15 protein-coding genes and 1 other RNA gene are annotated in these 20,996 nt (G+C 71.4%); 6 read left to right on the forward strand and 10 right to left on the reverse strand.

Annotation, left to right across the window (positions count from 1 at the left end):
* Positions 1–67: 67 nt before the first annotated feature.
* The 6 genes from OGH68_RS13490 to ftsE all read right to left on the reverse strand — a co-directional run bounded on the left by OGH68_RS13490 (position 68) and on the right by ftsE (position 4,657).
* Positions 68–463, reverse strand: a complete 396-nt coding sequence (locus tag OGH68_RS13490; protein ID WP_264243824.1) for a class I SAM-dependent methyltransferase — start codon at positions 461–463, stop codon at positions 68–70.
* Between the two features lie 352 nt (positions 464–815).
* Positions 816–1,185: a transfer-messenger RNA gene (gene ssrA / locus OGH68_RS13495) on the reverse strand.
* Between the two features lie 101 nt (positions 1,186–1,286).
* On the reverse strand, positions 1,287–1,766 hold the full coding sequence (gene smpB, locus OGH68_RS13500) for an SsrA-binding protein SmpB (protein WP_264243826.1): 480 nt from the start codon (positions 1,764–1,766) through the stop codon (positions 1,287–1,289).
* Between the two features lie 18 nt (positions 1,767–1,784).
* Positions 1,785–2,942: a S41 family peptidase gene (locus tag OGH68_RS13505; protein ID WP_264243827.1), complete on the reverse strand. Its 1,158-nt coding sequence runs from the start codon at positions 2,940–2,942 to the stop codon at positions 1,785–1,787.
* A 67-nt stretch (positions 2,943–3,009) separates the two neighbouring features.
* Positions 3,010–3,927 (reverse strand): permease-like cell division protein FtsX, encoded by a 918-nt coding sequence (gene ftsX, locus OGH68_RS13510; protein WP_264243828.1) that lies wholly within the window; start codon positions 3,925–3,927, stop codon positions 3,010–3,012.
* Positions 3,928–3,967: 40 nt separating this feature from the next.
* Complete coding sequence (ftsE, locus tag OGH68_RS13515) at positions 3,968–4,657, reverse strand: cell division ATP-binding protein FtsE (protein WP_005316903.1); 690 nt, start codon at positions 4,655–4,657, stop codon at positions 3,968–3,970.
* Positions 4,658–4,910: 253 nt separating this feature from the next.
* On the opposite strand from ftsE, the gene OGH68_RS13520 reads away from it, so the two are divergent.
* Positions 4,911–5,093 carry a hypothetical protein gene (locus tag OGH68_RS13520; protein ID WP_264243829.1) on the forward strand — a complete coding sequence of 61 codons (183 nt, stop codon included), beginning with the start codon at positions 4,911–4,913 and terminating at the stop codon, positions 5,091–5,093.
* A 98-nt stretch (positions 5,094–5,191) separates the two neighbouring features.
* Here the strand turns inward: OGH68_RS13520 and OGH68_RS13525 are convergent, their stop codons facing one another.
* The 4 genes from OGH68_RS13525 to OGH68_RS13540 form a co-directional block, all read right to left on the reverse strand.
* Positions 5,192–6,124: a hypothetical protein gene (locus OGH68_RS13525; RefSeq protein WP_264243830.1), complete on the reverse strand. Its 933-nt coding sequence runs from the start codon at positions 6,122–6,124 to the stop codon at positions 5,192–5,194.
* 267 nt (positions 6,125–6,391) lie between these two features.
* Positions 6,392–7,498 (reverse strand): peptide chain release factor 2, encoded by a 1,107-nt coding sequence (gene prfB, locus OGH68_RS13530; RefSeq protein ID WP_264243831.1) that lies wholly within the window; start codon positions 7,496–7,498, stop codon positions 6,392–6,394.
* 119 nt (positions 7,499–7,617) lie between these two features.
* Positions 7,618–8,889 (reverse strand): serine/threonine-protein kinase, encoded by a 1,272-nt coding sequence (locus OGH68_RS13535; RefSeq protein ID WP_264243832.1) that lies wholly within the window; start codon positions 8,887–8,889, stop codon positions 7,618–7,620.
* 129 nt (positions 8,890–9,018) lie between these two features.
* A complete protein-coding gene (locus OGH68_RS13540) occupies positions 9,019–10,668 on the reverse strand; it encodes a serine/threonine-protein kinase (protein WP_264243833.1) in 1,650 nt (549 codons plus the stop codon).
* Between the two features lie 433 nt (positions 10,669–11,101).
* Here OGH68_RS13540 and OGH68_RS13545 point away from each other — a divergent pair, with 433 nt between their 5' ends.
* The 5 genes from OGH68_RS13545 (at position 11,102) to OGH68_RS13565 (ending at position 20,973) form a co-directional block, all read left to right on the forward strand.
* On the forward strand, positions 11,102–14,560 hold the full coding sequence (locus tag OGH68_RS13545) for an FtsK/SpoIIIE domain-containing protein (protein ID WP_264250061.1): 3,459 nt from the start codon (positions 11,102–11,104) through the stop codon (positions 14,558–14,560).
* 176 nt (positions 14,561–14,736) lie between these two features.
* On the forward strand, positions 14,737–16,098 hold the full coding sequence (locus tag OGH68_RS13550; RefSeq protein WP_264243834.1) for an ABC transporter substrate-binding protein: 1,362 nt from the start codon (positions 14,737–14,739) through the stop codon (positions 16,096–16,098).
* A 67-nt stretch (positions 16,099–16,165) separates the two neighbouring features.
* Positions 16,166–17,449 (forward strand): carbohydrate ABC transporter permease, encoded by a 1,284-nt coding sequence (locus OGH68_RS13555; protein WP_413470979.1) that lies wholly within the window; start codon positions 16,166–16,168, stop codon positions 17,447–17,449.
* Positions 17,450–17,546: 97 nt separating this feature from the next.
* Positions 17,547–18,440, forward strand: a complete 894-nt coding sequence (locus tag OGH68_RS13560; RefSeq protein ID WP_264243835.1) for a carbohydrate ABC transporter permease — start codon at positions 17,547–17,549, stop codon at positions 18,438–18,440.
* Between the two features lie 226 nt (positions 18,441–18,666).
* A complete protein-coding gene (locus tag OGH68_RS13565) occupies positions 18,667–20,973 on the forward strand; it encodes a bifunctional glycosyltransferase family 2 protein/CDP-glycerol:glycerophosphate glycerophosphotransferase (RefSeq protein ID WP_264243836.1) in 2,307 nt (768 codons plus the stop codon).
* Positions 20,974–20,996 lie beyond the last annotated feature (23 nt).

Genomic DNA, 20,996 nt, shown 5'->3' on the forward strand with positions numbered 1-20,996 from the left:
GGCCGGGCCGGATGTGAGCACCGGGCCCCGCCTGTCCGGGGCCGGGCGCCCGGGGTGCGCCGCAGTACTAGGGACGGGCTTCGAGTACCAGGTTGAAGGGCGTCTGGGTGGCGCGGCGGAACCGCGTGAACCCCGCCTCCTCGGCCACCTCGCGAAGCCTCTTCTCACCGGCCTGCGCACCGAGTCCGGTGGCCACCTCCTGTGACAGCGAGGACGGAGTGCAGATGACGGTCGACGCCGCGTAGTAGATGCGGCCGACCGGATTGAGGTTGTCGGCGAGCTCGTCGTTGGCGAACGGCTCGACCAGCATGACCGTCCCGTCGGGCGCGAGCGTCTCACGTGTGTGGCGCAGGGCTCCGACAGGGTCGCCCATGTCGTGCAGACAGTCGAAGAAGCAGACGAGGTCGTAGCCGTCGCCGGGGAAGTCCTTCGCCGAAGCGGCGCTTGGTGCGCTCGGTGACATCGGCCGGCGTCAGCGGTCCGGCGTCCTTGAGCGCCGACCACAGACCGAGCTCCACGCCGATCATGATGAGCACGCCGTTTCATGGCGGCCCCCATGTCGGTGACCGCCTGCCCGAGGAGTTTCTCCAAGCGTTCCGAGTCGAAAGCCGGCTGTCCGGCCGTGCGACCGGTCTCTGCTCTCGTTGCCATGAGGACCGCCTCCTGGAGTGGCCGGTGCGACCGCACCCGCCTCTGAAATCGGGCTAGTTCTCCACATGACGGACAACAACGGACGAATCTGATCAGGGAGAGCCGTACACGTGAAAAACCTCCGGCCCGCGGATGTTTCCGCGGGCCGGAGGCTTACATGGGATGAGTGGAGATGGCGGGAATCGAACCCGCGTCCAACGGTGCAGAACCAGGGCTTCTCCGTGTGCAGTCCGCTGCGATTTTCTCGGCCCCGGAGATCACGCGAACAAGTCTCCGACGGGCTCAGTCACTGTTTGATTTCCCTCTACGCCCCGTGACCGGGCTTAGAGGTTTAGTTCCCTAGCTGATGCCAGGATCCGGGTCGGGAACAGCCCCGGGCTGACACTTCGCAAGTCGCTACTTAGGCAGCGAGGGCGAAGGAATCGCGCTTGGTGTTGGCGATTATTGGTTGCGACATATGGTTAACGAGATCATTGCCGCTTCCTCGACACGCTTCCCCTGCTTCGACATCCGCTGTCGAAACCGATCATCCCCATGTTGATTTTTCAAGCCCCGTGCGGGGCGGCGCCCCGCCTGGCGGGACAGGTGCCATCGTACGTGACCAACGCACCCCGGTGCCAGCGTATTCCCCGGCGTCAGCCGCGCTGCCGCCGCCGGGCCGCCGACACCGCGCGCTCCGCCTCACGGCGGTCCTGCTTCTCGCGCAGCGTCTGCCGTTTGTCGTACTCCTTCTTGCCCTTCGCCAGCGCGATCTCGACCTTCGCCCGGCCGTCCTTGAAGTACAGGGCCAGCGGCACGATCGTGTGCCCCGTCTCCTGAGACTTCGACTCGAGCTTGTCGATCTCCGCCCGGTGCATCAGCAGCTTCCGCCGGCGGCGGGCGCTGTGGTTGGTCCAGGTGCCCTGGCTGTACTCCGGCACGTGGACGTTGTGCAGCCATGCCTCGTTGCCGTCGATCTGGACGAAGCCGTCCGCCAGCGAGGCCCGTCCCTGGCGCAGCGACTTCACCTCGGTACCCATCAGCACGAGACCGCACTCGTAGGTGTCGAGAATGTGGTAGTCGTGCCGCGCCTTCTTGTTCTGCGCGATCAGTTTGCGCCCTGTTTCCTTAGCCATAGTGCGGTCATTTTCGCACTACGACCCTCCCCCGAGGCCACTCAATACCGTCTGCGCCCGTTTTTCGGCGCCCTCGGGCGCCACCAGGTCCGGAGTGATGCCCTTGCCGTCGACGGCGTCACCCGACGGAGTCCGGTAGTGACCGACGGTGAGTTCGGCGACCGAGCCGTCCGGGAGCCTGCTCGGCATCTGCACCGAGCCCTTGCCGAAGGTACGGGTACCGACCGTGACGGCACGACCACGGTCCTTGAGGGCCCCCGCGACGAGTTCCGCGGCACTCATGGTGCCCGCGTCGACGAGAGTGACGACGGGCCGCTCGGTGTCGCCGCCCTGTTCCGCAAGGAGGACCCGCTGCCGGCCGCGCTCGTCGTACGTGGCGACGAGGCCGCCGTCGAGGAAGGCCGACGCGGTGATGACCGCCTCCGACACCAGGCCGCCCGCATTGCCCCGCAGGTCGAGGAGGACGCCGGCGTCCGCGGGGGCGTCGCTCAGGGCCTTCCGTACCTGCATGCCGGAGCCTTTGGTGAACGACGAGACCCTGATCGCGACGGCGTCGTCAGCGAGCCGCTCCACGGTGACGGTCTCGGTGGTCAGCAGGGCGCGGGTGAGCGTCTCGGACCAGCGGCGCCCGTCGCGCTCCAACTCCAGGACCACGTCCGTGCCGCTGCCGCCGCGGAGCAGTGCCACGACCTCCGTGACCGGCCGCCGGGCGACGTCGCCGCCGTCGATCGAGAGGAGCCGGTCGCCGGCCCTGATCCCGGCTCGTTCGGCGGGGCTGTCCCGCTGCACCCTGGCGACCTCGACCCGGCCGTCGGCGGCGCGTCTCGCGCCCAGGCCGACGCCGGTGTACTCGCCGTCGAGTGCCTTGCGGAACTCCTCGTACTCCTGCTTGTCGTAGACGGCGCCCCAGCGGTCGCCGCTGCGGCTGACGACCTCCTCGGCCGCCTCCGTACCGGACTTGCCCTCCGCCGCGGCCTGTGCGGCGGCGCGGGCCACGTCCTCGCGGTCCACCGTCGCCGCGGCGGCACGGGCGGAGAGCGAACCGGGTGCGGAGTGGTCGTCCTGCGGCAGGCAATTGGTGGCCGCGGCCGTGGCCAGGACGAATCCGAAGACCAAAGTCAGGGCAGCCCCGCGGCGAATGCCGTGGGGCCGGGGACTGAACTCGGGACCCGACATGGCGATGAGTCTAGGACAAGCAAAAGGCGCCGTACGGAGGTTGTCCGTACGGCGCCAGGGGCACTTGTCACACCTTCAGGTACTTGCGCAATGCGATGAAAGCGGCCACAGCGGGCATGAGCAGCCCGATCGCCAGCACCAGGGGCAACTTGGTGATCACGGCGTCCCAGCCGATGAAGTTGACCAGCTGCATCTTCTCGGAGAGCGCCAAGCCGTGGTCGATCAGGAAGTAACGGCCCACCAGCAGCATCACGGAGGCGACCACACCGCCCAACAGGCCCGCGAATGCGGCTTCCATGATGAACGGCATCTGGATGTAGAAGCTCGACGCGCCGACGAGCCGCATGATGCCGGTCTCACGCCGACGGCTGAACGCCGAGACGCGCACGGTGTTGACGATGAGCATCAGCGCGATGACCAGCATCAGACCCATGACGAAGATCGCCGCCACGTTCATGCCGTTCATCAGTGAGAACAGGTTCTCCAGGATGTTGCGCTGGTCCTGGACCGACTGCACACCGTCCCGGCCGGCGAACGCGGTCGCCACGACCTTGTACTTCTCCGGGTCGTCCAGCTTCACCCGGAACGACTCCTGCATCTGGTCGGGGGTGATGGTGGACGCGATGGGGGTGTCGCCGTACTGCTCGCGGTAGTGCTTGTACGCCTGTTCCGCCGTCTCGTGGTGGACCACGTCGACGACGTCCATCTTCTTCAGATCGGCCTCGATCTGTTCCTTCTGCGCCGTGGTGACGGCCCCCTTGGAACACTGGGGCGAGGTCTCAGCGTCGTTCTTGTTGCAGAGGAAGATGGAGACGTTGACCTTGTCGTACCAGAAGTCCTTCATCGTGCTGACCTGCTCACGCATGAGCAGCGCACCACCGAACAGGGCGAGCGACAGGGCTACGGAGACGATCACCGCGAAGGTCATCGTGAGATTGCGGCGGAGACCGACCCCGATCTCCGACATCACGAACTGGGCGCGCATGGCGTGCTGTCAGCCTTTCAGTCTTGCAGTCTGTCCGGGCTCAGTGCTGGTAGCCGTAGACGCCGCGGGCCTGGTCGCGGACGAGACGGCCCTTCTCGAGCTCGATGACGCGCTTGCGCATCTGGTCGACGATGTTCTGGTCGTGCGTCGCCATGATCACGGTGGTGCCGGTGCGGTTGATCCTGTCGAGCAGCTTCATGATGCCGACGGAGGTCTGCGGGTCGAGATTTCCCGTCGGCTCGTCCGCGATGAGCAGCATGGGGCGGTTGACGAAGGCCCGGGCGATCGCCACCCGCTGCTGCTCACCACCGGAGAGCTCGCCGGGCATCCGGTCCTCCTTGCCTCCGAGGCCGACGAGGTCGAGCACCTGGGGCACGGCCTTGCGGATCTCACCACGCGGCTTGCCGATGACCTCCTGGGCGAACGCCACGTTCTCGGCGACGGTCTTGTTGGGCAGGAGGCGGAAGTCCTGGAAGACGGTGCCCAGCTGGCGGCGCATCTGCGGCACCTTCCAGTTGGAGAGCCGGGCCAGGTCCTTGCCGAGGACATGGACCATGCCCTGGCTCGCGCGCTCCTCGCGCAGGACCAGCCGCAGGAACGTCGACTTGCCCGAACCGGACGAGCCCACGAGAAAGACGAACTCGCCCTTCTCGATCTCGAGGGAGACGTCGCGCAGGGCAGGACGGTTCTGCCTGGGGTAGGTCTTGGAGACGTTGTCGAATCGGATCACGGGTGCACCACGGTCGGCCGGGAGTAGGTGAGCGTGACCTTACGCGACTGCGCCTCGACCGCGCAGTCCCCGTCCTGGCTTGCGCATTTTGTCCGTTCGCCAACCATGGGCAAATCCGGCGGCCCGCGCCGAAAAGCGCGCGAGCTGGCACAGTGGTAGGGGAACAGTCGCGTTTCCCTGGGCGTTGTCGGGAGAGAAATGTGCTTGCGGTCCGCGTACTCTGCGGCCCCGGCGCGCGGGAGGAGGAGAGCGCATGACCTATGACCGATTGGTGTGCGCCAGCTGCGCGGCACCCGTCGCCGAGGGCCGCTGCCCGGTCTGCCGGGCCAATCGTGAGCGGCTTCAGCAGGAGGGCCCGCTGGCCGGCCTGAGCCCGGCGGCGCTGCTGGTCCTCCTGGTGGCGCTGGTGGCCGCGGTGGCCCTCCTGGCGGCCTAGGCGCCGCAGGCGCGTTCCCGCGCGCGGGAACGTGGAAAAGCCCGGGGCCTCGAGGGCCCCGGGCTCTTCCTGTGTCAGTCCGTCACCGCACGTGTCGCCTAGGCGACGGTGCGGCCACCGCCCACGAGGCGCGGCAGCATACGGAAGCCGATGCCACCGGCGATCATCGTGGCGGCACCGACCAGCAGGAACGTGGTCTCGGCGGCGCCGGTCTCGGCCAGCTCACCGCCCTTGCCCGCACCGGCGTCGCCGGTCCCGGCCAGCTCTTCCTTGCCCTGGCCCTGCTCGACGGGCCGCGTGCCGGCGTTGTCGGTGTCGGTTCCGTCACCGTCACCGTCGATCACGCCGTCGTCGCCACCGTCGGTGTCGTTGTCGTTACCGCCGGCGCCGTTGCCGCCCGAGTCGCCGTTACCGCCCGAGTTGCCGTTGCCGCCCGAGTTGCCGTTGCCGCCAGTGGAGTCGTCGCCGCCGTTGCCACCGGTCTGCTCACCAGAGGTGCCCGTGCTGGTCTCGCCCGACGTACCGGTCGAGGTGCCCGTGCTGGTCTCACCGGACGTACCGGTCGAGGTGCCCGTGCTGGTCTCACCGGACGTACCGGTCGAGGTGCCCGTGCTGGTCTCACCGGACGTACCGGTCGAGGTGCCCGTGCTGGTCTCACCGGACGTACCGGTCGAGGTGCCCGTGCTGGTCTCACCGGACGTACCGGTCGAGGTGCCCGTGCTGGTCTCACCGGACGTACCGGTCGAGGTGCCCGTGCTGGTCTCACCGGACGTACCGGTCGAGGTGCCCGTGCTGGTCTCGCCCGACGTGCCCGTGCTCGTACCACCGGACTCGCAGAGCGTCGGAATGACCTCGCAGTCATCGTCGTCGTTGTTGATGCCGACCTCGGCCTCGACACCGATGCCGGCGACCTCGGCCCCACCGGTCAGGTCGAAGGCCTGAGCCGCGCCGGCGGCCGTCAGTGACGCACCCGCGGCGATCACTGCGCCGGCGGCGATACGCGCGACACGAACCCGCGTCTTCTTCGTCATGTACTTGCTACCCCCAGTAGCTCTCGTCATTGGAGCAGCGCCAGGGGCAGCGGACGAGGAGCCGTTACGCCGTGCCCCCGTTCACACGCGCCCCAGAAACACGCATGCCGCGCGCCACACTTCCCAGTTTTCGAAAGCGCGTCAAGGTCGTTAGCGGACGCGATGTCCGAAATACCGTCAGTTGCCTGACCTGCGGGCATGCAACTGTGACATAAAAGGGAACTGCCGCCCCATGGACGGCAGTTCCCTTGTCGACAAAACGCTTCGCTACTTCTCCTGCTGCTTGCGCCAGCGAATTCCCGCCTCCAGGAACCCGTCGATCTCACCGTCGAGCACGGACTGCGGGTTGCCCACCTCGAACTCGGTGCGCAGGTCCTTGACCATCTGGTACGGGTGCAGGACGTACGAACGCATCTGGTTTCCCCAGGAGTTGCCGCCGTCGCCCTTGAGGGCGTCCATCTTGGCCTGCTCCTCCTGGCGGCGGCGCTCGAGGAGCTTCGCCTGGAGGACGTTCATCGCGCTCGCCTTGTTCTGGATCTGGGAGCGCTCGTTCTGGCAGGAGACGACGATGCCCGTCGGGACGTGCGTGATGCGGACGGCGGAGTCCGTGGTGTTGACGCCCTGGCCGCCGGGGCCCGAGGCGCGGTAGACGTCGACGCGCAGCTCGGACTCGTCGATCTCCACGTGGTCGGACTGCTCGACGACCGGCAGCACCTCGACGCCCGCGAACGACGTCTGGCGGCGGCCCTGGTTGTCGAAGGGCGAGATGCGCACCAGCCGGTGCGTGCCCTGCTCGACGGAGAGCGTGCCGTACGCGTACGGCGCCTTGACGACGAAGGTGGTCGACTTGATGCCGGCCTCCTCCGCGTACGACGTCTCGTAGACCTCGGTGCCGTAGTTGTGCCGCTCGGCCCAGCGCAGGTACATGCGCTGGAGCTGCTCGGCGAAGTCGGCGGCGTCGACGCCGCCGGCCTCGGCGCGGATGTTGACGAGCGCCTCGCGCTCGTCGTACTCGCCGGACAGGAGGGTGCGGACCTCCATCTCGTCCAGCGCCTTCCGCACCGCTTCCAGCTCGGCCTCGGCCTCGACCCGGGTGTCCGGGTCGTCCTCGGCCTCGGCGAGCTCGAAGAGCACCTCGAGGTCGTCGATACGGGCCCGGAGCGCCTCGGTCTTGCGCACCTCGGCCTGCAGATGCGAAAGCTTGCTGGTGATCTTCTGCGCCGCGTCGGGGTCGTCCCACAGGGACGGTGCCGCCGCCTGCTCCTCGAGCACGGCGATGTCTGCCCTCATCCTGTCGAGGTCCAGAACGGCCTCGATCGACCCCATGGTCGAGGAAAGGGACTTCAGCTCTTCGGATACATCGACGACTGCCACGGGTCCAGCGTAACGGCTGAGCGGACGGACCAGTGCTGCCCCCGGCACCCGGGGTCCGGACGCCACCGGGCGGCGGCCTCCAGGGGCCGCCCCGCCCGGTTACGACGGCGCCGCGGGCCCTACGGCTCCGAGGGCGCCGACTGCTGGTTGTCCTGCGGCGGCGCCTGGCCGTCGTCGCCGCTGGTGGCCAGCCAGCCCCCGACGCCGACCGCCGCGGCCACGGCGAGAGCGACGACACCGACCGTGATGCGGCGCCTGCGCACCGCGGCGGCCCGGTTCCGGGCGGAGCCCGGCCTGCGCTGGCCGGGCGTGCGCGGGGCGCGCGCCGTGCCGTGGGCACCGCCCGCGAGCTCGTCGGGGGCGGGGACCCGCATCGAGGTGTGGGTGTCGCGGTTCGAGTCGGCCGGTGCGGCGCCCGGCACCAGCGGCACCGCGCCGCGGCGGCGCTGCTCGCCGGGTGCGGGCTGCGCGACGTCCTCGTACGGCTCGGCGGGTTGCTCCGCGTCGGGCTCGTCGACGTCGAGGGGCGGGATGCCCTCGAGCGTCGGCAGCAGGTCGTGCAGCCGGGACGCCACCTCGGAGGCGCGCAGCCGCGAGGCGGGCGCCTTCGCCAGGCACTGGACGACGAGCTGCCAGAGCTCGTCGGGGATGCCGGGCAGCGGCACCACGGTCTCGGTGACGTGGCGGCGCAGGACGGCGCCGGGGTGCCCGCCGCCGAAGGGGGTGAAGCCGGCCAGCAGCTCGTAGAGGACCGTGGCGAGGGCGTAGATGTCGACGGCCGCGCGGGGCGGCAGGCCCTCGACGATCTCGGGGGCGATGTAGTCGGGGGTGCCGATGATGCCCGAGGGGTTCGGCGCCGTGCCAACGGAGGGGCGCGGCGCCTTGGTGCGGCGCGGGGTGTCGATCAGCTTGGCGACACCGAAGTCGGTGAGGAGGGCGGGGTGGGAGCCGGCGGGCCCGAGAGGGCCTTCCATGTCGAGCAGGATGTTCTCCGGCTTGACGTCCCGGTGCACGACGCCCGACGCGTGGGCGGCCGCGAGGCCGTCGGCGACGTCCGCGATGATCGCGACCGCGGCCGCCGGTGCGAGCCGGCGCTCGCGCTCCAGGCGGGTGCGCAGATCGGTGCCGCGCACGAGCTGCATGACCAGGGCGAGGTCGTTGCCGTCGACGACGAGGTCGCGGACGCCGACGACCCTGGGGTGGTCGAGCCCGAGCAGGGCGGTGCGCTCCTGGACGAAGCGTCCGACCAGCTCCTGGTCGGAGGCCAGGTCCTCGCGAAGAAGCTTGATGGCGACGGGCCCTTCGGGTCCCTCGCCGAGCCACACCGTGCCGGCGCTGCCCCGCCCCAGGATCTGGTGGGCCGTGTACCGGCTGCCGATATTCCGTGCCAAGACTGCTCCCTCAGCGGCTGGCGTTGTCCCACAACGTACGCGGGCATCCGGGTGCTGTGTGGCCCGGATGGCGCCAACCTCCACTTCTGCGGGATAAGTCGGCCCACAGAAGTCGACAAAACGACAGGGTTACTGCTGGTTACCGACTTGGTCGGCGGTGTCCTTGGCCTCGCCGATCTGTGAGATCCAGTCCGTGACCGTCGACACGGTGTCACCGATCGCTTCCCAGTAGCCCTTGCCCTCCGCGACCCAGCCCTGGAGCGGGGTGAGCTCCCAGATCAGCCAGCCGGCCACGACGAACAGCAGCACCGTGAACAGGCAGCCCTTGAGGCAGCCCAGCCCCGGGATGCGCATCGGGTTCGCGCGCTGCCTCGGCTGCCGCGGCGGCCGCTGCGCGGGCGGCTGCGGGGGCGGCGGCGCCTGCGGAGGCGCGTACTGCTGCTGCTGGGGGGCGTACTGCTGGCGCTGCGGCTGGGGCGCCGGCGCGTACGGCTGCGGCTGGGGGCGCTGCGGCGATCGCTGCTGCTGCCGGTTCTGCGGCGGCTGCTGCGGTGCCTGGCGCTGCGGGCGGCGGCGCAGCGGGTCCTGGCTCGGGTCGAGGTACTGGACCTGCGTCTGCTCGTTGCGGTCCCGCGCGGCGCGGAGCTGGCTCTGCCAGGGGTGCGGCTCCTCCGGACCCGGCTGCCCCTGGGGCACGGGCGGCATGACGGCGGTCGGGTCGGCCGTACCGCCGGGCTGCCCCGTCTGCGGCATGACGCTGGTCGCGGCGGCGGGGTCGTACGCCGAGCTGCCGCTTCCGCCGCCGGTGTTCGGCAGGACCTGCGTCGGGTCGGAGGCTCCCGGCGTGCCGGGCACCGGCGCCGGCGCCGGGTCCGGCGCCAGCAGGGCGCCGACGCCGAGTGCGGCGTCGACCTGGGCGGCGTTCGCGTGCACGCCGATGCCGGCGGCGACCGTACGCAGACCACGGGCGAGGTTCTCGGCGCTGGGCCGCTCCGACGGCTCCTTGCGCAGACAGCGCTCTATGACGGTCCACAGGGGCTCGGGGACCGTGGTGGGCCGCCGGGGCTCCTCGCTGAGGTGGCGGTGCAGCACCTCGAGCGCAGTGCCGCCCGCGAACGGGGGGCGTCCGGTGACCAGCTCGTACAGCAGGATGCCCGCGCCGTAGATGTCGACCGCCGACGTCTGCGGGCGGCCCTCCGCGGACTCCGGCGCGACGTACGCGGGGGTGCCGACGAACTCGTGGGTCCTGGTCAGGCCCGGGGAGTCGGCGAGCCGCGCGATGCCGAAGTCGGTCAGCATCGGGTGCATCTGGCCGTCGGCATCCGTCTTGAGCAGCACGTTCGCCGGCTTCAGGTCGCGGTGGACGACGCCGTCGGCGTGGCTCGAGGCGAGCGCGTCCGCGATCTGGGCGGTCATCAGCGACGCCGCGACCGGGCTGAGCGGGCCGCTCTCGCGCAGGTAGCGGTGCAGGTCGGGGCCGTCGACCAGGTCCATCACCAGGGCGAGGAGATCGCCCTCGACGACGAGGTCGCGGGTGCGGACGATGTTCGGGTGGGTGAGACGGAGCAGGACGGAGCGTTCCCGGAGGAAACGCATCACCACGTCCGCGTCGTTCGCGAGCTCCTCCTTGAGGACCTTGATCGCGACGGTCTCACCGGGCTGTCCCGCGACGGCCGCCTCGGCGCCCGCGGTCTCCCGCTGGCGGGCTCGCCAGACGGTGCCCGTGGCGCCGCGCCCGAGGGGCTCCTCGAGCAGGTACTTGCTGCCTACCGGCCGCACGTCATGCGCTCCCTGCTGATCGTGGTCCTCACATGGCCCGGGTCCACCGGATGATTGTCGGTCCGCCGGGTTGCCCGACCCACTTTAGGGGGTCTCTTCACCGTCTCCCCTGTTCGAGAGACAGACGCGGGCATCGTACGGATGGTTGCCGGGTCCGCGTGCAGTGAACATCACGATCCCTTCCGTCCGTAGTTCCCACGATGACCTTTACGGGATACCACCAGGTGCTTTTCCGTCCGTATTCGTCCTCCGGGCCGACCGGTCAAGATCACTTACGGGTGGGCGGCGGGCGTGTTGTCGGCGACGGATGCGAGGATGCCTCCAGCACGGAGCCGTGGGAAGGGAGACCCCGGCCCGTGCCGACCTGCCGGGTGGGGGCGATCCGGGCGGCTTTGCCGTCGGGCACCCCGCGCAGAAGGGATGGCTGACGGCGATGCAGATCCGGCTGACTGTTCTCGCGCCGCGCGGCGGACAGTCCGCGCCCGCCGGACGTCCCTGCGACGTGATCGTTACCGCGCCCGCGGGCACGGCGCTCGCTGCCGTGGCCTCCGGCCTCGCCGCCGCCGTCTCCGGCCCGGACGTCTCCGGTACCGTCGTCCTCTACGCGGGCCAGGAGCGCCTCGACCTCCAGCGCCGCACCCTCGGCGAACCACCGCTGGTCGACGGCGCCGTGCTCGCCCTCCAGACACCGGCCGACGACGAGCCCCACGGGAGCGACGTCCCGGCCCAGCTGCAGGTCGTCGCCGGACCCGACGCGGGCGGCGTCCACCTCCTGCACGGCGGCCGGATCAGCATCGGCCGGTCCGCCGACGCCGATGTGCCGCTGGACGACCCCGACGTCTCCCGGCTGCACTGCGCGGTCACCGTCGAGGACGACGGCCGGGTCACGGTCACCGACCTCGGCTCCACGAACGGCACGACGGTCGACGGCGCGTCCGTGGGCAGCCGCCCGTTCCGCCTGCCGGCGGGCGCGCTGCTCCGCGTCGGCGAGTCGACTCTCCGGCTCTCCCCCGGGTCCCCGCCTCCGGCGCTCCCCACCACCCCTGACGGCGAGGGCCACCTCCGCGTCCCCGGCGGCGCGGCGGCCACGGACCCGGCTCCGGCCGCCGACGGCCGCGGCCTGCCGGATGCCGCCAGGTACCGGCCGATGACCGGCGCGTGCGGCGGCAGTCCGCCCGGACCCACGTGGGCGGATCCCGCCGCCGGTCCCCGGCCGGCCGGGGCCACGGGCGCCGGCGCCGCGCAGGACACGGCACGGTGGCCGGCCGCCGGGACGGGGGCCGGGTACGAGAGCGCGAACGGGACGGGACCGGGACCGGGGGACGGAAGCGCGAGCGCGGCCGAGACCGGGGCCGGGGCCGGTTACGGAAGCACGGGCGCGGCCGGGTCCGGGTACGGAAACGACAGAACGGCCGGCCCCGGCGGTGACGCCCGCGCGGCCACCCTCGGAGGGCCGGCGCCCGGCACGGGTGCGCAGGCCCACGGCGGGGCGCAGCCGCCCCCGCCCGGCGGTGACGCCTGGCCGCACGGGGCCACCGCCGCACAGGACGGCGTCCTGTCCGGCACCGCCGGCCGCCTCGCCCCCGGCAGGGTCAACGGGACCGGTACGGGGCGGACGCAGGACCGGTCCGAGCAGACGCATCACCTGCACGGCGCGGATGCCCGGGTGCCGGCGCAGGCTCCCGGCCGCGGAACGCCCGGCCCGGACACGGAACCAGGCACAGACACGGACGCAGACGCGCCGAGCCGGCGCAGGCGCGGCATAGGCGCCTGGGCGCGGCGGCTCGCCGGAGGGCGGGGCGGACCCGCACCGGAGGGGACCGGCACGACCGGGCCCGCGGCCGCCGCCGCGCCCGCCGTGGCGAGCTGGCCCGACCCCGCCGCCGTCCTGCTCACCGCGCTCGGCCCCGGCCCCAGGCTGTGGGAGCGGGGCCCGGACCATCCCGAGTCGCTCGTGCTGCGGCTCGGTACGGCCGACCGCGCCGAGCTGCCGTCCGTGGCCGTGACCGTCGCCCTGAAGGAAGCCGGTTCGCTCGGGCTCGCCGGCCCGCGCGCCCGCCTCGCGGGCCTCGCCCGGGCCGCGGTGGCCCAGCTCGCGGCGCTGCACTCCCCCGGCGACCTGGAGGTCGTCCTGATCAGCGCGGACCGCGCACGCACTCTCGAGGAGCGCAGGGCCGAGTGGGCCTGGCTGGGCTGGCTGCCGCATCTGCGCCCGGCGCACGGCCAGGACTGCCGGCTGCTGCTCGCGTACGACCGCGACCAGGCGACCGCCCGCGCCGCGGAGTTGACGCGCCGGCTGGACGACGGCCCTTTGGGCACCGGATGGCCGAGCGCCGACCTCCGGGCGGTCATGGAGGTGGCCGACCGGCACGACGGCCCGCGCACCGTGGTGATCGTCGACGGCGACCCCGGCTCCGCCGCGCTGCGGGAGACGACGGCCCGGCTCGCCGGTGCCGGCCGGGCCGCCGGTATCCATCTGATCTGTCTGGCGGAGACGGCCGCGGCCTCTCCGCTCTCCCCGGTGGCCGTGACCTACGAGTCGGCGTGCGCGGTGTCGCTGCCGTTCCGTGAATGCGGGGCCGTGGCGCTGCTGACCGGGGACGTGGCAACCGCACTGCGCCTGATGCGGGTGGCCGGCGGGCAGCCCGCGGGGCACGGCACCGTCGGTGTGGTGGACGCGGTGTCCGCCGCCTGGGCCGAACGCTTCGCCCGGGCGCTCGCCCCGCTGCGTACGGAGGGCGCCGGTGTGCACCCCGGCAGGGCGGCCGTGCTCCCGCAGTCCGCGCGCCTGCTGGACGAGCTGGAGCTGGCCCGGGCCACCCCCGCGTCGCTGATGGCACGCTGGGCGTCGGCCTGCGACGGCACCATGGTCCTCGGCGCCGGTCCGCGGGGGCCGCTGGCCGTCGACCTGGCGGAGGAGGGCCCGCACCTGCTGATCGACGGCCCGCCGGGCAGCGGCCGTACGGAGCTGCTCCGCTCGGTCGCCGCCTCCCTGGCGGCGGCGGGCCGTCCGGACCGGCTCGGGCTGCTGCTCGTCGACGGCGCGGGCGGGGAGCGCGGCGACGGGCTGACGGCCTGCACCGAACTGCCGCATGTGACCGAGCATCTGGTGGCGAGCGACCCGGTGCGGATGCGGGCGTTCGCGCAGGCTCTCGGCGCGGAGCTGAAGCGCCGTACGGCCGTGCTGGACGAGGCCGGCGTCGCGGACTTCGCCGAGTGGCGCACCCGGCGGGAGGTCGCCGAGCGGATGGTGGGCCAGCGCCCGCCGAGCGCCGCCGAGCAGCGCGGCAATCTGGACTCGCCCTCCTCCGGGACGCTCAGGCTCCGGCCCGGAGGGCGTACGAGGAGCCGGGAACCGGATCCGCTGCCGCGTCTGGTGGTGCTGGTGGACGACTTCGACGCGCTGGTGGCCCCGGCACTGGGCAGCCCCGGCCGGCCGGCGGCCGGTTCGGTCGTACGGGCGCTGGAGGCGGTGGCCAGGGACGGCGGGCGGCTCGGCATCCATCTCGTGGCCACGTCGTCGCGGCCCGACCGCACCGCGGACACGCAGCTGGCCGAAGGTGCGCGGCTGCGGGCCGTCCTGGAGGCGCCGCCGGTCTCCCCCGGTCCGGACGACCCGGCCCCCGGCCGGGGCAGGCTGGGGCATTCCGACGGGCGGGTGACCGCGTTCCAGAGCGGCCGGGTCACCGGACGCATACCGCGTACGGCGACGTCGCGGCCCACCGTGGTCCCGCTCGAGTGGGAGCGGATGGGCGATCCGCCCACCCGCCGTCCCCTCCGCGAGCTGGGCAACGGTCCGACCGACCTGGCGCTGCTGGCCAGTGCGCTGGAGCGGGCGGCGCGGTCGGTGGACGCGGCGCCCGTCCCTCCGCTGGCGCCGGCACATCCGTGACGGGCCGCGTTGCCGAGGCGCGCCGCCGCCATTTGACCTGACACCACGTCACGAGGCCATCACGAAAGAGTGTTAGTCGCCCAGGGCGGTATTGCGGCACCCGTAGTGCGGGCGTAGACCTGTCGCAAGGCTCGACTGGTCAGGAACAGGCAGCGCACAGGAGAGACGGGGCAGTGATGCGCAGAACTCTTCGTACGGGCAGGGCCGCAGTGGTGTTCGCCGCGATCGGCGCCCTCGCCCTCACCGGATGCGGCGGCGACGACGGCGGTGAGCCGGGGGACGCGGGTCCGACGCCGGGTGGGGCGTCTGACTCGTCGGTCACGCTGCCCAAGCTGAACGGCGAGAAGATCGAGGTCGCCGCGGTCTGGAGCGGCCCGGAGCAGGAGAACTTCACCAAGGTCCTCGACGAGTTCGAGAAGCGCACCGGCGCCACGGTCACCTTCGTCCCCGCGCAGGACCCGATCGTCAACTTCCTCGGTACGAAGATCGCCGGCGGCAGCCCGCCCGACGTGGCGATGCTGCCTCAGGTCGGCGCGATCCAGCAGGCGGTGGCCCGCAAGTGGGCCAAGCCCGTCGGACCGGAGGCCAGGGAGCAGCTGGCGAAGAACTACGCCAAGGGCTGGCAGGACCTCGGGGCCGTCGACGGCACGCAGTACGGCGTGTACTACAAGGCCGCCAACAAGTCCCTGATCTGGTACAACAACGCGGTCTTCGAGAACGCGGGAGCGAGCGAGCCGAAGACCTGGAAGGATTTCCTGTCCACGGCGGAGACGATCTCCGCGTCGGGTGTCACCCCGGTGTCCGTCGCGGGGGCCGACGGCTGGGTCCTCACCGACTGGTTCGAGAACGTCTACCTCTCACAGGCGGGTCCGGAGAAGTACGACCAGCTCGCCAAGCACGAGATCAAGTGGACCGACCCGTCCGTGAAGGACGCCCTGACCACGCTCGGCGAGCTGTTCGGCAAGCCGAACCTGATCGCGGGCGGCGCCGAGGGCGCGCTCCAGACCGAGTTCCCCGCGTCCGTGACCCAGACCTTCACCGGCGGTGACGCCCCCAAGAGCGCGATGGTGTTCGAGGGCGACTTCGTGACGGTCAACATCGCCCAGACCGACGCCGAGATCGGGACGGACGCGAAGGTGTTCCCGTTCCCGGCCGTCGGCGCCGAGTCGCCGGTGGTGACCGGCGGGGACGCGGCGGTGGCCCTGAAGGACAGCAAGGGCGCGCAGGCGCTGCTGACGTTCCTGGCGACCCCCGACGCCGCGGCGATCCAGGCGGCGGCCGGCGGTTTCATCTCGCCGAACAAGTCGCTGGACGTGGCCGCCTACCCGAACGACGTGCAGCGTGACATCGCGAAAGCACTGATCGCGGCGGGCGACGACTTCCGGTTCGACATGTCGGACCAGATGCCGCAGTCGTTCGGCGGGACGCCCGGCAAGGGCGAGTGGAAGATTCTCCAGGACTTCCTGAAGAACCCGAAGGATGTCGCGGGCACCCAGCAGAAGCTGGAGGCCGAGGCGGCCAAGGCGTTCAAGAGCTGACGCCGTGCCGCCCGTCACCGCGGGGGGCCCGGCCCGGCCGGTGCCCCCCGGCGACAAGCGCAAGGGCGTGACAGGCACACGTAAAATAGTCGCGGTCGGCTTTCTGCTGCCCGCGCTGGTGCTGCTGGGCGCGCTCGTGGTCTACCCGATCGGGTACTCCCTCTACCGGTCCTTCTTCGACCAGCCGGGCACCGGCTTCGCCGGCCTCGACAACTACGTGGAGATCTTCACCGACGACACGATCCTCACCGCGGTCAAGAACAACGCGATCTGGGTGGTCGTCGCGCCGACCGTGTCCACGGCACTGGGTCTGACCTTCGCGGTGCTCACCGAACGGGTCCGCTGGGGCACAGCGTTCAAGCTGATCGTCTTCATGCCGATGGCGATCTCGATGCTCGCGGCGGGCATCATCTTCCGTCTCGTGTACGAGCAGGACCCGGAGCGCGGAGTGGCCAACGCGGTCTGGGTGGGCGTGCACGACACGTTCGCCGAGTCGGCCGGTTTCCCCAGGGCCCGCCCGCTGCCCGTCCATCCGCTCGAGGCCGCCGGGGGCGGTGCGTTCGTCACCAAGGAGCCGGTCTCCGCCCAGGCTCCGGTGCAGGTGCCCCTGGTCGGTGTGGCCCCCGCGAAGATGCCGTCCGACGCCGAGCCGGCGAAGGCGGCGGAGCCCGGCGACGGGAAGATCCACGGCACGGCCTGGCTGGACTTCACCCGGGGCGGCGGCGGCAAGCCGAACGTCATCGACTCCGAGGAGCTCGGGCTCAAGGGCATCAAGGTGGAGGCGGTCAAGGACGGCAAGGTCGTGGCCGAGGCCCGGGCCGGGGCCGACGGCACGTTCACCCTCCCGGCATCCTCGGACGGCGCGCTGCTCAGGCTGCCGGCCGACAACTTCCGCGAGCCGTACAACGGCGTCAACTGGCTCGGCCCGAACCTGGTCACGCCCGCGATCATCGGCAGTTACGTGTGGATGTGGGCGGGCTTCGCGATGGTGCTGATCGCGGCCGGACTGGCGAGCGTGCCGCGCGAACTCCTGGAGGCGGCCCGCGTCGACGGGGCGAACGAGTGGCAGGTCTTCCGGCGGATCACGGTGCCGCTGCTGGCGCCGGTGCTCGCGGTCGTCCTGGTCACGCTGATGATCAATGTGCTGAAGATCTTCGACCTGGTCTTCATCATCGCGCCGGGCTCGTCCCAGGACGACGCGAACGTCCTCGCGCTCCAGCTGTACAGATCGTCGTTCGGCACGGACGCGGACCTCGGCCTCGGCAGTGCGATCGCGGTGCTGCTGCTTCTGCTGGTGCTGCCGGTGATGTTCTTCAACATCAGGCGGATGCGAAGGGAGACCCGGCGATGAGCTCCCGATGCCGCACGGCCGCCCCCTGCCGGGGGTCCGGGGGTCGCCCCACGGGCAGGCACAGCAACATCAGGCGGATGCGAAGGGAGACCCGGCGATGACCGCGACCGATGCCACAACGGGGGCCGGCGTCAAGGCCAAGCACTCCCTCGCGACGCGGATCGCAGCCCGCACCGGCGGCGGCGTGCTGCGTGTCTTCCTCATCCTCGCCGCCCTGTTCTGGCTGATGCCCACCATCGGCCTGCTGTTCTCGTCACTGCGCGACAGCGGTGACATCGCGGCGAGCGGCTGGTGGACGGTGTTCACGGCCCCGGCCCAGATCACCACGGAGAACTACTCACGGCTGCTGGAGAACGAGGCGATCACCGACTCCCTGTTCTCCACGGTGATGATCACCGTCCCGGCCACCGTGCTGGTCGTGGTCATCGGCGCGCTGGCCGGATATGCGTTCGCCTGGATGGAGTTCCCCGGCCGCGACTGGTGGTTCATGGTCGTCGTCGGTCTGCTGGTGGTCCCTGTGCAGGTCGCGCTCGTGCCCGTGTCCGAACTCTTCGGCATCGTCGGCATCTTCGAGACGACGATCGGTGTGGTCCTCTTCCACGTCGCTTTCGGTCTGCCCTTCGCGATCTTCCTGCTGCGGAACTTCTTCGCGGAGATCCCCCGCGAACTGCTGGAGGCGGCACGGCTCGACGGCGCGGGCGAGATCCGGCTCTTCACCCGGGTCGTCCTGCCGCTGGGCGGTCCGGCGATCGCCTCGCTGGGCATCTTCCAGTTCCTGTGGGTGTGGAACGACATGCTGGTCGCCCTGATCTTCGCCGACTCCGACAGCGCGCCGATCACCGTCGCGCTCCAGCGGCAGGTCAGGCAGTTCGGCAACAACATCGACGTGCTCGCGCCCGGCGCGTTCGTGTCGATGATCATTCCGCTGGCCGTGTTCTTCGCCTTCCAGCGGCAGTTCGTCTCGGGCGTGATGGCGGGTGCGGTCAAGTGACCACGACCAAGTGAGTACGGTCGAGTGACCGCCGTCGAGTGACCGACCGCGCGCCTGCCGGCAGGACGGGCGTGCGGACGCACGGGCGTACGGAAGGGCGGCCCTGGTTACCCGCGTAACCGGGCCGCCATTCCCTGTTGGTCCCCCGTATGCCACGTGCGGCGTAACCAAGTCACCCCTTTGGCCGTTCTCGGGCCATCCTGCCCGCGCGACCCATGGATGTGCCGTGCCCCGGTTCAGCGTCATCGTGCCCGCGTTCAAGGTCCAGGCCTATCTCCAGGAATGCCTGGATTCGGTGCTGACACAGACCTTCGCCGACTTCGAACTCATCGCGGTCGACGACTGCTCGCCCGACTCCTGCGGTGCGATCATCGACGAGTTCGCCGCGCGCGACCCGCGCGTGCGGGCCGTGCACCTCCCGAGGAACGCGGGTCTCGGCCAGGCGCGCAACGCCGGACTGGCCCGCGCGAGCGGCGAGTACATCCTCTTCCTGGACAGCGACGACAGCCTGGTCCCCGGCGCGCTGGAGGCCATCGCCGGACGGCTCGACGCGACCGGGGACCCCGACGTCCTCGTGTACGACTACGCCCGCACGTACTGGACCGGTGAGAGTGCCCGGAACAAGTTCGCCGCGCTGCTGAGCGAGCAGGGTCCGGCGCCGTTCGCCCTCCAGGACCGGCCCGGGCTGCTCAAGCTGCTGATGGTGGTCTGGAACAAGGCATACAAGCGGGAGTTCGTCGAACGGGAGGGCTTCACCTTCCCGCCCGGCTACTACGAGGACACCCCCTGGACCTATCCGGCGCTGCTGGCGGCCTCCACCATCGCCACGCTGGACCGGGTGTGCGTGCACTACCGCCAGCGCCGCCAGGGCGGCAACATCCTCGCCACCACCAGCCGCAAGCACTTCGACATCTTCGACCAGTACGACCGGGTGTTCACGTTCCTCGACGCCCGGCCGCCGCTCGCGCACTGGAAGCCGGTCATCTACCGGCGGATGGTCGACCACTTCTCGACGCTCGCCACCGCACGGGGGCGGCTGCCGCGCGGCAGCCGTGCCGAGTTCTTCCGCCGGGCCCGCGCGCACTGCCGCCGCTACCGCGCCCCCGGGGCGACGCCCGCCCTGCGCGGCCGGCTGCGCCATGCGCTGATCCGCAGTGGCGGCCACCGGGTCTACCGCGCGCTGTGGGCGGGCGACCGGCTGCGTTCACGCACCCGCGGCATCGCCGGGCGCGGCCGGCGCGTGCTGCGCGCCGTGGCCCTGCGGGTGCACTACCGCATCCAGCTGCGGCTGCCGGTCCGCTCCGACCTGGCGGTCTTCGCCGCGTACTGGAACCGCGGCTACTCCTGCAATCCGGCCGCCGTCGAGGAGAAGGTGCGCGAGCTCGCGCCGCACATCCGCACGGCGTGGATCGCGGACGAGGCGTACCACCACACGATCCCGGCCGGTACACGGCGGCTGCGGCCCGGGTCGTTCGCCCACTGGTCGGCGCTCGCCCGCGCCAAGTACCTCGTCAACAACGTCAATTTCGACCGCCGGTGGGTCAAGCGGCCCGGGCAGGTCATGCTCCAGACGCACCACGGCACGCCGCTGAAGACCATGGGCATCGATCTCCAGGAACGCCCGGCGGCCGCCCGCTCCATGGACTTCGCGCAGCTGCTCGCCAATGCCGACAAGTGGGACTACTCGCTCTCCGCCAATCGCCACTCCACCCTGGTGTGGGAACGGGCGTACCCGTCGGCGTGCACCGTGCTCGAGTACGGCCATCCCCGCAACGACGTCTACCAGCGCGCCGGCGCCGAGGACGTGGCCCGGCTGCGGGCCTCGCTCGGCATCCCGGAGGGCCGCGTCGCCGTCCTGTACGCGCCGACCCACCGCGACTACCGCCGCAGCCAGTCCCCGCCGATCGACGTCGAACGGTTCGCCGCGGCTCTCGGTCCCCGGTTCGTGCTGCTGACCCGCGCCCACTACTTCAGCGACGCCCCGCTGAGCGGCACCGCCGCGCACCGGATCATCGACGTCTCCGGCCACCCGTCGGTGGAGTCCCTGTGCCTGGCGTCCGACGCACTCGTCACGGACTACTCGTCGCTGATGTTCGACTACGCGGTCCTGGACCGGCCGATCGTCCTGCACACCGGCGACTGGGAGGCGTACCAGGCTGCCCGCGGCACGTACTTCGACGTACGGGAGTGCCCGCCGGGAGCGGTCGCCCGCACCGAGGAGGAGCTCGTCGACGTCTTCGTGACGGACCACTGGCGCGGCTCGCGCGCCGCGCGGCTGCGGGCCGCGTTCCGCGAGCGCTTCTGCCCGTACGACGACGGGCACGCGGCCGAACGCGTCGTGCGCCGCGTCTTCCTGGGCGAGAGCGGCGGCCTGCCGGTCGTCGTCCCGCAGGAGCAGCGCACCCCGGCGCCCGCGCCCGTCCCCTTCCCGGCACCGGTGGCCCACGCCGTGCCGGTGCCGCCGCAGCCGTCGGCCGGCCGGCTGCCCGCCCGGCAGAACCCCGGCAGCCTCGTGCCCAGCCGGCACGCCTGAGTCACAGAAGCCTGAGTCACAGA

The sequence above is a fragment of the Streptomyces peucetius genome, assembly GCF_025854275.1.
GTDB lineage: Bacteria > Actinomycetota > Actinomycetes > Streptomycetales > Streptomycetaceae > Streptomyces > Streptomyces peucetius_A.